The following is a 12,536-nucleotide window of genomic DNA, read 5'->3' on the forward strand; positions in this document are numbered from 1 at the left end:
GGCACGGCCCATCCCATCACCCCCGAGACCCTCTGGGAGGAATCTCCGTGCGGACGCGGCTCGAAGAGCGCAGGACACCGGGCCCCGCGTGGCGGGTGCTGGTGAGGTACATGCGGCCCTCGTGGCGGCCCCTGCTGCTCGGCGGGGCGCTGACCCTGCTCACCGGCGGCGTCGGGCTGATGCTCCCGCTGGCCGCCAGACGCCTGGTCGGCGACCTCGGCGCCGCGCGTCCGCTTACAGGCGCGCTGCTGGTGATGGCGGGCCTGGTCGTGCTCACGGCCGTGATCGGCCCCTTCGGCGAGTACGTGCTGCGCCGCACCGGGGAGTCGATCGTGCTCACGGCCAGGCGGCGGCTGGTCTCGCACCTGCTGCGGCTGCGGGTCTCGGCGCTCGACCACACCGAGCCCGGCGACCTGATGGCGCGGGTCACGGCCGACACCACCCTGCTGCGCCAGGTCAGCACCGACTCGCTGGTCGGCGCGGCCACCGGTGCGATCATGCTGGGCGCGACCGTGGTCCTCATGGGCGTGCTCGACCCCGTGCTGCTCGCGGTCACACTCGGCGTGCTGGTGTGCGCCGGATCGGTCGTACGGCTGGTCATGCCGAGGGTCAACAGGGCGGGCCGGGCGGCCCAGGACGCCGTCGGCGTCATGGGAGCGGCGCTCGAACGCATGCTCGGCGCCCTGCGCACGGTCAAGGCGTCGGGCGCCGAGCACCGTGAGGAGGCGGCCATCCACGCCGCCGCCGACGACTCCTGGCGTGCGGGCGTGCGCGCGGCCAAGTGGCTGGCGCTCGCCGGGAACACCGCCGAGCTGGCCATGCAGATCGCCTTCTTCACCGTGCTGGCCGTCGGCGGCGCCAGGGTGGCGTCCGGCGCGATCGACGTGGGCACGCTGATCGCCTTCCTCATGTACGTGTACTACCTGGTGCCTCCGGTGCAGGGGCTGGTCGGCGCGGTCAGCCAGTACCAGGTGGGCGCGGCGGCCGTGGCCAGGATCCAGGAGGCCGAGTCGCTCGACGCCGAGCCGCGCACCCCGCCGTCGCCGCTTCCCGCGCCGGGCGCGCCGCCCGCCGGGCTGGAGTTCCGCGACGTGCGCTTCCGCTATGCGGCCGACCTGCCGCCCGTGCACAGCGGCGTGAGCTTCGTCGTGCCGCCGCGCGGTATGACGGCCTTCGTCGGGCCTTCGGGCGCGGGCAAGACCACGATGTTCTCCCTCATCGAGCGGTTCTACGAGCCGGACTCCGGCGCCATCCTGCTCGACGGACGCGACCTGCGCGGCTGGGCCGTCGCGGAGCTGCGCTCGGCCATCGGCTATGTCGAGCAGGACGCGCCCGTGCTGTCCGGCACGCTGCGCGACAACCTCGTGCTCGGCGCGCCCGACGCCTCGGCCGCGGACCTGGCCCGCGTGCTGCGCACCGCCAGGCTCGACGCGCTCGTCGCCGGGCTGCCGCTGGGGCTGGACACGCCCGTGGGGCACCGGGGCGCCAAGTTGTCCGGCGGTGAGCGCCAGCGGGTCGCCATCGCCAGGGCGTTGCTGCGCAGGCCGCGCCTGCTGCTGCTGGACGAGGCCACCTCGCAGCTCGACGCCGTCAACGAGGCCGCGCTGCGCGACACCGTCGCCGAGGCGGCCCGCACCACGACCGTGCTCGTCGTCGCGCACCGGCTGTCCACGGTGACGCTGGCCGAGCGCATCGTCGTCGTGGACGCCGGGCGGGTCAAGGCGGTCGGCACGCATGCCGAGCTCGTCGCCTGCGACCCGCTCTACGCCGAACTCGCCGCCACCCAGTTCCTCGCCGCCACCGGCTGACCCGAAGGAGACAGCTCCCCATGGACGACGCGTTGCCGCTCCTCACCGTCGAGATGCTCAGGGACCTGCACGCCCTCGGCCGCCTGCGTCAGGACGGCGGGCCGCGGCACGTGAACATGGGCGGCAGGGAGCCGGGCTGGCTCCTCACCGGCTACGAGGCCGCCGCCCGCGCGCTCGCCGACCCGCTCCTGCGCGGCGAACCGCCGCAGCTGTGGCCCACCCGCGACCAGCCGCGCGGCGAGGAACTGCCCGACGAGGAGGACCTGTTCTTCCTGCCCGAGCGTGAGCACGCCAGGCTGCGCCGGATGATCTCCAGACAGCTCACCCCCCGCCGGGTCTCCGCCCTGACCCCACGCCTTCAACGGCAGTGCGACCGCCTCCTCGACGCCGTGCCCGCCGGGCAGCCGGTCGACCTCGTCGCCGCCTTCTGCAGGCCGTACCCGGTGGCGGTGCTGTGTGAGCTGTTCGGGCTGCCCGAGGAGGGGCGGGGGCACGTGCACGACTACGTGTACGGGTGGATCGCGCAGGCGGGAGTGGGCACGCCGGTCACCAAGCAGGCGGGGCTGGTGCTCGCCGGGCAGCTCAGGGCGGTCATCGCCGGGCGCGTGGCGGTGCCCGGCGACGACCTGATCAGCGCCATGGGGCTGGACCCGGACGCCGATCCGCGCGACATGCTGTCGGCGCTGCGGCTGCTGCTGGTGGCCGGGCACCGGCCGGTGACCAGGCTGCTGACCGAAGGCGTCGAGCTGCTGCTGCGCACGCCCGGCCGGTGGGCGCGCACGGCGGCCGAGCCGGGGGAGCTGACGGCGGTGGTGGAGGAGCTGCTGAGGCACATCACGCCCACGGCGCTGTCGTCGAGGTATGCCAGGCAGGACGCCGTGGTCGAGGGCGTCGCACTGGCCAGGGGAGAGGGCGTGCACTGCGCGCTGGCCGCCGTCAACCGCGACCCCGCCAGGTTCGCCGAGCCCGACGCCTTCGACCCGGCCCGTACGGTCAACCCGCATCTGGCCTTCGGGCTCGGCCATCGGCACTGCCTGGGCGCCGCACTGGCCAGGGCCGAGGCCGCCGTCGCCTTCGGCACGCTGCTGCGCAGGTTCCCACGGCTGCGCCTGGCCGCCGATCAGGGGCCCGCGCCCACCCGGGCCGGGACCAGGCGGCTCGTCGTCGTCACCGACCGCTAGGAGCCTGCCGTGCGTGTGCCCGACCATCCGCTCGAGGTCATCTGGGACATCACCTATGCCTGTCCGTTGCGGTGCACCCACTGCTACTCCGAGTCCGGCCGTCGTCCCGCACGTCAGCTGAGCGGCTCCGACCTGCTGCGGGCCGCCGACGCGCTCGTCGCGATGCGGCCGCTCGGCGTCTCGATCGCGGGAGGGGAGCCGCTGCTGGTGCCCCGCCTGTTCGACGTCGTCGAGCGCATCACGGCGGCCGGGATCAAGGTCGCGCTGTTCACCGGCGGCTGGACCGTCAGGCCCGAGATGATCGACGACATCGCCCGCTCCTTCTTCCGGGTCAGCGTCAGCGTCGACGGCGCGACGGCGGCCACGCACGACCGCATCAGGGGCCGCAAGGGCTCCTTCGACCGGGCGATGAGCACACTGGCCCTGCTCGACGCCGCCGCCGTCAGCAGGCCGCTCGGCTTCGGCGTCGACTATGTCGTCGTGCGCGGCAACATCGAGGAGGTGGAGCCGTTCCTCACCGCGGTCGTGCCGAAGTACCCCTCGCTCGGCTTCGTCTCGTTCGGGGCCGTCGTGCCCGAGGGGCTGGCCAGCCGGGCCGGGTTCGCCGAGCACGAGCTGCTGTCGGACGAGCAGGCCGAACACCTCGGCTCGCCCGCCCGCACCGCACGGCTGAGGGCGCTCGCACCGCCGTCCGTGCACGTCACGGCGACCGACAACCTGGCCCTGCAGATGCACCCCGACCGCATCGCCAAAGGCCAGTTCTTCCCCGCGCTGCAGATCGAGCCCGACGGCGAGGTACGCGCGATGCCCGCCTACGAGGGCACGATCGGCAACCTGCTCACCGATCCGGCGCCCGAGCTGTGGCGCAGGGCCGTCGCACGCTGGAGCGACCCGTTCGTCGTCGCCACCCTCACCCCCGTACGCACGATGCGCCAGTGGGCCGAGGCCACCCGTGCGATCGACCACCACTTCGGCTCCGACGCCGTCAGGGACCGCATCGCCCGCCGTCCCGCGTACGTCCCCCGGGGCGGTGCTCCGGGCGGCCGGTAGGACAGCCGGGCTGTCGGTAGCCTGGAGTCACGATGAGCCTCTTCTCCGCGCCGACCGGCGATCTCGACCTGATGCGCTATCCCGAGGACCCGCGTGAGCAGTTGCGGGCCTGGGACGCCGCCGACGAATACCTGCTGCGCCATCTGGCCGGTGAGCCCGGACTGCCGGGCGGCACGCAAGCGCCGGTGCCGCTCGCGGGCACGGTCGTCGTGCTCGGCGACCGGTGGGGCGCGCTCGCCACGGCGCTGGCCGGGCACCGGCCGGCGCAGATCAGCGACTCCTACCTCACCCAGGAGGCGACCCGCGCCAACCTGCGCCGCAACGGGCTGCCCGCCGACGCCGTCACCTTCCTGGCCACGACCGACGCGCCGCCGGAGCGGATCGACGTGCTGCTGTTCCACGTGCCCAAGAGCCTCGCGCTCCTGGAGGACCAGCTGCACCGCCTGGCCCCCGCCGTGCACGAGGGCACGCTCGTCGTCGGGACCGGGATGGTCACCGAGATCCACACCTCGACGCTGCGACTCGTCGAGTCGGTGCTCGGGCCGACGCGTACCTCGCTGGCCACCAGGAAGGCCCGGCTGATCTTCTGCACGCCGGACCCGGCCGTCCTCGGGTCGGGCGGCAGCCCGTGGCCGCTGGTCTACGACCTGCCCGGCGACGTCGGCATCGTCTCGGGGCTGCCCGTCACCAACCACGCGGGCATCTTCTGCGCCGATCGGCTCGACATCGGCACGCGGCTCTTCCTGCGTCACCTGCCCGCGACGCGGGGCCCCGAGCGCGTGGTCGACTTGGGGTGCGGCAACGGCGTGGTCGGGCTGGCGGTGGCGCTGGCCAATCCCGAGGCCGAGGTGCTCCTGCTGGACGAGTCCTACCAGGCGGTGGCCTCGGCCGAGGCGACGTTCGCGGCCAACACCGGGGCCAAGGCGCACTTCGCGGTCGGCGACGTGCTGGAGGAGGTCGAGAGCGGCTCGGTCGACGTCGTGCTGAACAACCCGCCCTTCCACTCCCACCGGGGCCTGAGCGACGCCACGGCCTGGCGGATGTTCACCGGCGCCAAGCGCGTGCTGCGGCCGGGTGGCGAGCTGTTCGTCGTGGGCAACCGGCATCTCGGCTACCACGCCAAGCTGCGCAGGCTGTTCGGCAACTGCGAGACGGTGGCGAGCGACGCCAAGTTCGTGGTGCTGCGCTCGGTCAGGCGCTGAGCTGTGCGGCCGTCGCGCGACGCCGGATGGCCGGGCCCATGGCCAGCAGCGCGACGGCCGACAGCAGGCCGAACGCCCCGGTCGTGAACCACAGCGCGTGCACGCCCTTGTCCAGCAGGACGCCGCCCAGCAGGGGGGCAAGCAGCGTGGCGCCCGACCAGGCCAGGCCGTACAGGCCGGAGTACCTTCCGCGCAGGTGGACGGGGGCGAGTGCGGCGACGATCGTGCCGCCGATGCCCGCCGTGACGATCTCGCCCGCCGTCCACAGCGCCACCGTGAGCGCGAACCCGGCCACCTCGGTCACGAAGGCGGTCAGCGCGAAGCCGACCGACATGATCGCCACGCCGAGCGCCAGGGTGCGGCCGAGGTCGCGGCGGCCGAGCCAGTCGGAGACGAGCGGCTGTACGACGACGATGAGCACGCCGTTGAGCGCCATCGCCAGGCCGTAGGCCCCGGTGCTCAGTCCGACGCCGGTCGTCATGGCCATGGGCAGGGTGGTGAACGTCTGGGCGTACACGACGGCCTGGGCGAGCGTGGCCAGGGCGAAGGCGACCATCAGCCCGTCGCGCAGCACGTCGAGGAAGCCGCCGCCCTCGGCCTGGCCGTGCTCGGGCCTGGTCTCGGGCACCGCGCGCCAGACCAGGGCGCCGAACACCAGGCAGGTCACCGCGTTGATCCAGAACAGCCAGAGGAACCCCAGCGAGGCCAGCCAGCCGCCCGCAGTCATCCCGATCGCATAGCCCAGGTTGATCGCCCAGAACAGCAGCCCGTACGCCCTCGGCCGGTCGACGGGCGAGACGAGGTCGGCCACCAGCGCGGTCGAGGCCGGCCGGTAGGCGTCGACCACGAGCCCGAGCAGGAACATCGACACCAGGATGGCGGGAAGCGTCGTGCTGTAGCCGAGCGCCAGCATCGTGACGGCCGTGGCGACCATGGCGCCGCTGAGGGTGGCACGCCTGCCCAGCCTGTCGGTCAGCCAGCCGGCCGCCACCTGCGACAGCAGCGATCCGGCCCCGAACAACGCCATCACCAGACCTGCGGCCGCGACCGAAAGCCCACGCGCCTGGGTCAGGTACACACCGGTGAACGGCAGCACCATCGTGCCGACCCGGTTGATCAGGGACCCGCCGAACAGGGCCCAGAACGGCCGGGGCAGACCGCCGAGCTTTGTCTGGATGAAGGAGGTTTCGGTCAGCGTCACGAGCCAAGAGTCCGGCAAGTCGGGTTTCGGTCGCGAACCATTTACGTCACACTAAAAGGTATGGGTGCTCAATGGGTGATGACACCGGACGACGTGGCGCGGATCAGGTTCGCGTTCTCACCGCTGTGGGAGCTGGTGGCCAGCCTGCGCACCCTGCGCGACCCGGCCAGACAGGGCCTGCACCTGCCCTGGCTCAAGACCGTCAGGCCGCGCCTGGCCGATCTCGACCTGCGTGAGCTGTTCACCCTCGTCCCGCCCGGCGGTTACATCGCCGACTTCCTCACCCCGCCCCCCGACACCTCCATGCCCGACTTCGCCGAGGAACTCGCCAGGGTACGCCAGACGTGCCCGGCCAAGGCCGCGCAGGAGCTCGACGACCTGCCGGGCGGCGATCCCGAGGTGCTGGCGAGGTTCAGGGCCGACCCGGCCGCCGGGATCCGCAGGGCCGCCGACACCCTCCAGGCCTACTGGGACTCCTGCTTCGCCGAGTTCTGGCCCAGGGTGTACGGCCTGCTCGAACGCGACGTGCTGCGCCGCTCGCGCGACCTGGCCACGGGAGGCGCCCACCATCTGTTCGCCGGGCTCGACCCCGCCGTCACCCTCGTCGGCGGCACCCTGACCGTCGACACCACCTGGTGCGAGGTCGGCAGCCTCGAAGGCAACGGGCTCGTCCTGGTGCCCAGCGCCTTCTACTGGCCGAAGGTGGCCACGATGTCGGCGCCGTACCAGGCGATGCTCGTCTACCCGGTGCAGGGCGTCGGGACCCTGTGGCTGGACGGCCCGCCGCCCGCGCCCGAGGCGCTGGCCGCGCTGCTCGGCCGGACCAGGGCGCGGATCCTCACCGCGCTGGCCGAGCCCGCCACCACGACCGCGCTGGCCAGACGTATGGAGCTGACGGCGGGCGCGGTGAGCCAGCACCTGGGCGTGCTCAGTGGCGGCGGTCTCGCCGTAGGGCTCAGGGTCGGCCGCCAGGTCGTCTACCGGCGCACGAGCACGGGAGACGCACTGGCGGACGCCGTCTGATCAGCAGGTCTGATCGGCAGGTCCGATCAGCAGGCGGGTGTGGTGGTGTTGGCCGCCTCGGAGGGCTGGACGGACGGCGGGCCGGTGACGGGCGGGGGAGGCGGCAGCGGGGAGGCGGGGGCCGACGTGCTCGCGCCGTACAGGCGGACGGTGGTGCGCTGCAGGGCGCCCGGGTTCAGCTTGAGCCCCTCGACGGTCTTGACATGGCCTTCGCTGTCGCTCACGCGCAGCCGGAACGGGCCCGCCCCGGCGCCGTCGCCCGCCACCCAGTAGCTGTCGGCGCCCCTGGTCAGCTCGCGCCACGCGCCTTCGTGCCTGATCTCGACACCGCTGAGCGGATTGCCGTGGTCGACGACCTGGACGGCGAGCCAGCGCCTGGAGGAGCCCTCCTTCACCCTGAAGGCCAGCGCCGACGGCAGTCGCGGGTCGCGCACCTGGGCGTAGACGACGTCCGCGACGCCCAGGCCGGGCCTGGCGATCCTGGCGAACGCCGCCTGGCTCAGGTCGAGCTCGCCGGGATCGCAGCTGGGGCAGTGGTCGACGACCTGGACGCGTACGGTGCCGCGTGGTCCGGTCACGTCCAGGTAGCCGCCGCACGCGCGGGATCCGGCGTACTCCTTGGTGGAGACCGAGGCGAACAGGTCGGTGCGGGCCGCGCCCGCCAGCGAGCAGTTCCCCTCGGGGGTGCTCGCCTGGTAGAACAGCGCCTTGCCCGATCTGGTCACCTGCGGCACCGGCCGCCGGTCCGCCGCGGACGCGCAGGTCGCGTCGCGCACGATGAAGACCGTCCACAACGAGACGGCGAGGGCCAGCAGGACCGACAGGCCCATCACCCCTCGCCGCCGCAGCATCGTGCGTTTCGCGTGTCGCGCCATGCTGAGTACATAGCGAAATCAAGCGATGACGTTACGTATATCTTTCCGACTCAAGTGCCCACTCCAGATGCGCCCTCGGCGCGGCCAGATACGCGCAGGCGACCTTGCTCACCGCACGCGCCTGTACGGCGGGCAGCTCGGCCAGCGGCAGCCGCCGGGCCGCGGCCTTCATGTCGGCGCAGCGCGCGGCCACCCGCCCGGCCAGCCACGAGGCCGCCTCCCGCTCGTCCAGGCCGAGCTCGGCAGCGGCCGTCACCGCCATGTTGTGCGGGTCGCCGTGCTCCTTGCCCGCGGAGGCCAGGTCGTTGCACCAGGCGACGGCGTCGGCGCACGCGGTGCGCAGGTCCTGCCACGGCTCGCTCGCGTGCAGCCAGGCGGGCACCTCCACCAGCAGGCAGGCCTCGACCACGTCGTAGATCCACGGGCCGCCGGTGTCCCTGCGCAGCTCGGGCAGGTCGCGCAGGGCGGGCCGCAGGCCGTGGCGGCGGTTGTAGGCCTCGATCCGGCACGCCTGCTCCTGCCTGGCCAGAGCGGCGGCGAACCTGGCCCGCCAGGCCGGGCCCATGGGCGCCGCCGTCGCCCGCCACAGTCCGGCGAACGCCGACTCCAGCGCGGGCCCGCCGTGCTCGCCGCCGCCCTCGGCGATCTCCAGCAGCGCGGGGAACACCTCAAGGCTGCCGCCGCGCTCGTCCAGCTCGTCGTCCAGATGGAACAGCCACACCAGCCACTGGCCGAACAGCGCCGCACGCTCCGCGTCGAACTCGGCGAACGCGCGGGCCGCCATCCGGTGCTGCCCGGCCGCCGGGTCGACCGGCAGCCCGCTCCTGCGCGACCAGTCGATCAGCGCGGCCTCGATCGCATAGACCGCCCGATGCGTACGGCACGGCGCCGCCATCGCGGGAACGCACGCGGCCAGCCCGCCCAGCACCGCGCGTGCCCCGGCGCCCCTTTCGAGGGCGGCCACTCCCGCCGGGGAGGTCACAGCGGTCCGAACAGCCAGTTGCCGGGGGCGTGCGGATCGTCGCCGGTGTAGAACTGGCGACCGGCCTCCACCAGCGTCGCCACCGCAACCGCGCCGCTGCCGTCGCGGTCGAGCCGGTCGAAGGCCTCGTCCACGTCGTCGTAGGCGGTGCCGAACGCGCTCAGCATCATCCTGAACTCCACCGGCCCGATCCGCCCGTCGCCGTCGCCGTCGCAGAGCGCCGCGACGGCCTCGACGGCCGGGTTGAAGACGGGCTCGTACCTGTCGCCCTCGATGAAGGCCGAGGTCATGCCCGTGTGGAACTCCTCGGCGGAGATGCGCCCGTCGTCGTCGCGGTCCAGGGCGGTGTACAGGGTGTGCCAGATGCCGTCGAACCCGTCGATGAGCCTGCTGCCCGCCAGTGTCGTCGGCGACTCGCCGAAGCCCACCAGGATGCGGGCGCCGAGCCCGAGCACGTCGTCGCGCTCGATCTGCCCCCTGCCGGTGACGTCCATGTGCCCGAAGGCCCGGTCGAGCTTGCGCTTACGCAGCTCAGTGGCCATGTCTGCCTCCCCCGAGACGAATCTGCGTGATCACATTAGGACGGCACGTGCGCTTTGTCAGTCAGGCGCGACCGGTCCTGGCCCGCCCCGTGACCCCTCGTAACGTGCTCGAAACACATAGCGGGCAGACTGGGAGGCGATCAGACATGTCTTCGCGCAAGGGGATGCCTTGGACCGCCAGCAGGAGTTCGTTCTCCGTACTCTCGAGGAGCGCGACATCCGGTTCATCCGGCTGTGGTTCACCGACGTGCTCGGTTTCCTGAAGTCGGTCGCGGTCGCCCCGGCCGAACTGGAGGGCGCCTTCGCCGAAGGCATCGGCTTCGACGGCTCGGCCATCGAGGGATTCGCCCGGGTCTACGAGTCGGACATGCTGGCCAAGCCCGACCCCTCGACCTTCCAGATCCTGCCCTGGCGCAGCGAGTCGCCCGGCGCGGCGCGCATCTTCTGCGACATCCTCATGCCGGACGGCTCACCCTCGCACGCCGATCCGCGCTGGGTGCTCAAGCGCACGCTGGCCAAGTGCGCCGACATGGGCTTCACCTTCTACACCCATCCGGAGATCGAGTTCTTCCTGCTGAAGAACCGCCCGGCGGCGGGGGAGAAGCCGGAGCCGATCGACTCGGGCGGCTACTTCGACCACACCCCGCACAGCTCCGGCCACGACTTCAGGCGTCAGGCGATCATGATGCTGGAGTCGATGGGCATCTCGGTGGAGTTCAGCCACCACGAGGGCGCGCCCGGCCAGCAGGAGATCGACCTGCGTTACGCCGACGCGCTCACCACGGCCGACAACATCATGACCTTCAGGCTGGTGATGAAGGAGGTCGCGCTGGAGCAGGGCGTGTGGGCCTCGTTCATGCCCAAGCCGTTCACCGAGCACCCCGGCTCGGGCATGCACACGCACATGTCGCTGTTCGAGGGCGACCGCAACGCCTTCTACGAGCCCGGCGCCGAGTACCAGCTGTCGAAGGTCGGCAGGTCGTTCATCGCCGGGCTGCTCAGGCATGCGGCCGAGATCACCGCCGTGTGCAACCAGTGGGTCAACTCCTACAAGCGGCTGTGGGGCGACGTCGAGGCCATCGCGGGGGCCGGGGGCGAGGCGCCCTCCTACATCTGCTGGGGGCACAACAACCGCTCGGCGCTGGTGCGCGTGCCGATGTACAAGCCGCACAAGAGCGGCTCGACCCGGATCGAGTTCCGCTCGCTCGACTCCGCGTGCAATCCCTACCTGGCCTTCGCCCTGGTCCTGGCCGCCGGGCTGAAGGGCATCGAGGAGGGCTACGAGATGCCTCCCGCGACGGCCGACGACGTCTGGGCGCTGACCAGCGCCGAGCGCCGGGCACTCGGCATCCAGCCGCTCCCGCAGTCGCTCGACGAGGCCATCGGCGTGATGGAGCGCAGCGAACTCGTCGCCGAGACGCTGGGCGAGCACGTCTTCGACTACTTCCTGCGCAACAAGCGCACCGAGTGGCGTGAGTACCGCCGTCAGGTCACGGAGTTCGAGCTCGGGCGGTACCTGCCGGTGCTGTGAGGTGTCCGATTCGTTCAAGACCGGGGCGCGGGCGTGTCGGTAGCTTGGGTGCATGGCACCAAGACTGAGCGTTATCGAGATCGTCGTGGCCGACATGGCCGCCTCCCTGGCCTTCTACCGCAGACTCGGCCTTGAGGTCGCGGCCGAGGCCGACGCGTTGCCGCATGTCGAGCACGAGCTGCCCGGCGGGCTCAAGCTGGCCTGGGACACGGTGGAGACGATTCGCTCGTTCTCGCCGGACTTCGTGCCGGGCAAGGGCGGCGGCTCGCTCGCGTTCGCCTGTGACGACCCGGCGGAGGTCGACCGGGTCTACGCCGAGCTGGTCGAGGCGGGCCACCACGGGGAGCTGAAGCCGTGGGACGCGTTCTGGGGGCAGCGCTACGCCGTCGTGCTCGACCCCGACGGCAACGGCGTCGACCTGTTCGCACCGCTGCCCGGCGCCTGAGCGGGACGCAGCAGGGCGCTCGGCGAGCTGCCGGTCAGCGATCTGATCTCGCGTGAGAGGTGGGCCTGGTCGGCGTAGCCCGCGTGCGCGGCCGTGTCGGCCAGGGGCAGGCCGGACCTGGCGGCGGCCAGCGCCCTCTGCATGCGCAGGATGCGGGCCAGCACCTTGGGCCCGTAGCCGAAGGCCGCGAGCGAACGCCGGTGCAGCTGCCGTTCGCCGAGCCCGAGCCCCTCGGCCGCTCCGGCCACGCTCGCACCGCCGCCGAGCCTTTCGACCAGGGCGCCGAGCATCGGGTCGACGGGATCGGCGTCCGCGAGCCTGGCCAGCGCCATCCGTTCGAGCAGCCGCCCGGTCGCCGTGCCCGAGGCGGCCAGCTCGGTCAGCCTGGCGACCTCCGGGCCCGGCCACAGGTCGGCCAGCGGCACCCGCAGGTCGCGCAGCGCGTGGGCGGGCACGCCCAGGACGGCGGGCGCGGTGCCGGGTGCGAAACGCAGACCGGTGTAGGAGGCGCCGGGCGGCCCTTCGGCCAGGTGCGCCGTCGTGTCCGGCCCGGCGACGACGAGCTCGCCGTCGGACCAGATGACGTCCATGCATCCGTCGGGCAGCACGAGCGCGTGCGATCGCGCGCCGCCGCCCGGCCGATGCCACACCACTGCGCCCCGCACGAGCGAGGCGCGTTCCCGATACACCCTTCGC

The 12,536-nt window shown here is 72.7% G+C and carries 12 protein-coding genes; 7 read left to right on the forward strand and 5 right to left on the reverse strand.

Features of this window, described 5'->3' with window-relative positions; translation table 11 throughout:
* Positions 1 to 47 precede the first annotated feature (47 nt).
* Genes ACTWNK_RS13725 through ACTWNK_RS13740 form a run of 4 tightly spaced genes read left to right on the forward strand, consistent with a single transcriptional unit; the run spans position 48 to position 5,241 of the window.
* Complete coding sequence (locus ACTWNK_RS13725; protein WP_474304311.1) at positions 48 to 1,808, forward strand: ABC transporter ATP-binding protein; 1,761 nt, start codon at positions 48 to 50, stop codon at positions 1,806 to 1,808.
* Between the two features lie 20 nt (positions 1,809 to 1,828).
* Complete coding sequence (locus ACTWNK_RS13730; RefSeq protein ID WP_474304312.1) at positions 1,829 to 2,989, forward strand: cytochrome P450; 1,161 nt, start codon at positions 1,829 to 1,831, stop codon at positions 2,987 to 2,989.
* Positions 2,990 to 2,998: 9 nt separating this feature from the next.
* Positions 2,999 to 4,039: a radical SAM protein gene (locus ACTWNK_RS13735; RefSeq protein WP_474304313.1), complete on the forward strand. Its 1,041-nt coding sequence runs from the start codon at positions 2,999 to 3,001 to the stop codon at positions 4,037 to 4,039.
* 32 nt (positions 4,040 to 4,071) lie between these two features.
* The gene (locus tag ACTWNK_RS13740; protein WP_474304314.1) at positions 4,072 to 5,241 is read left to right on the forward strand and encodes a methyltransferase; all 1,170 of its coding nucleotides are present in this window, start codon (positions 4,072 to 4,074) and stop codon (positions 5,239 to 5,241) included.
* On the opposite strand, the gene ACTWNK_RS13745 is transcribed toward ACTWNK_RS13740, so the two are convergent.
* Positions 5,231 to 6,442 carry an MDR family MFS transporter gene (locus ACTWNK_RS13745; protein WP_474304315.1) on the reverse strand — a complete coding sequence of 404 codons (1,212 nt, stop codon included), beginning with the start codon at positions 6,440 to 6,442 and terminating at the stop codon, positions 5,231 to 5,233. The genes ACTWNK_RS13740 and ACTWNK_RS13745 overlap by 11 nt on opposite strands.
* 60 nt (positions 6,443 to 6,502) lie before the next feature.
* Here ACTWNK_RS13745 and ACTWNK_RS13750 point away from each other — a divergent pair, with 60 nt between their 5' ends.
* Positions 6,503 to 7,465, forward strand: coding sequence for a DUF5937 family protein (locus ACTWNK_RS13750; RefSeq protein ID WP_474304316.1), 963 nt, complete (start codon positions 6,503 to 6,505; stop codon positions 7,463 to 7,465).
* Positions 7,466 to 7,491: 26 nt separating this feature from the next.
* Here the strand turns inward: ACTWNK_RS13750 and ACTWNK_RS13755 are convergent, their stop codons facing one another.
* From ACTWNK_RS13755 to ACTWNK_RS13765, 3 genes are read right to left on the reverse strand one after another with little or no spacing between them, the layout of a single operon-like run.
* The gene (locus ACTWNK_RS13755; RefSeq protein ID WP_474304317.1) at positions 7,492 to 8,340 is read right to left on the reverse strand and encodes an expansin EXLX1 family cellulose-binding protein; all 849 of its coding nucleotides are present in this window, start codon (positions 8,338 to 8,340) and stop codon (positions 7,492 to 7,494) included.
* 31 nt (positions 8,341 to 8,371) lie between these two features.
* On the reverse strand, positions 8,372 to 9,322 hold the full coding sequence (locus tag ACTWNK_RS13760) for a terpene synthase family protein (protein ID WP_474304318.1): 951 nt from the start codon (positions 9,320 to 9,322) through the stop codon (positions 8,372 to 8,374).
* Positions 9,319 to 9,864, reverse strand: a complete 546-nt coding sequence (locus ACTWNK_RS13765; protein WP_474304319.1) for an EF-hand domain-containing protein — start codon at positions 9,862 to 9,864, stop codon at positions 9,319 to 9,321. Before ACTWNK_RS13765 ends, ACTWNK_RS13760 begins: the two co-directional genes overlap by 4 nt.
* A gap of 169 nt (positions 9,865 to 10,033) precedes the next feature.
* Here ACTWNK_RS13765 and glnA point away from each other — a divergent pair, with 169 nt between their 5' ends.
* Both glnA and ACTWNK_RS13775 read left to right on the forward strand, forming a co-directional pair.
* The gene (gene glnA / locus ACTWNK_RS13770; RefSeq protein ID WP_474304320.1) at positions 10,034 to 11,395 is read left to right on the forward strand and encodes a type I glutamate--ammonia ligase; all 1,362 of its coding nucleotides are present in this window, start codon (positions 10,034 to 10,036) and stop codon (positions 11,393 to 11,395) included.
* 52 nt (positions 11,396 to 11,447) lie between these two features.
* The gene (locus ACTWNK_RS13775; RefSeq protein ID WP_474304321.1) at positions 11,448 to 11,840 is read left to right on the forward strand and encodes a VOC family protein; all 393 of its coding nucleotides are present in this window, start codon (positions 11,448 to 11,450) and stop codon (positions 11,838 to 11,840) included.
* Here the strand turns inward: ACTWNK_RS13775 and ACTWNK_RS13780 are convergent.
* The gene (locus ACTWNK_RS13780; RefSeq protein ID WP_474304322.1) at positions 11,774 to 12,529 is read right to left on the reverse strand and encodes an AraC family transcriptional regulator; all 756 of its coding nucleotides are present in this window, start codon (positions 12,527 to 12,529) and stop codon (positions 11,774 to 11,776) included. The genes ACTWNK_RS13775 and ACTWNK_RS13780 overlap by 67 nt on opposite strands.
* Positions 12,530 to 12,536: the final 7 nt, after the last annotated feature.

The sequence above is a fragment of the Nonomuraea sp. IBHARD001 genome, assembly GCF_056106265.1.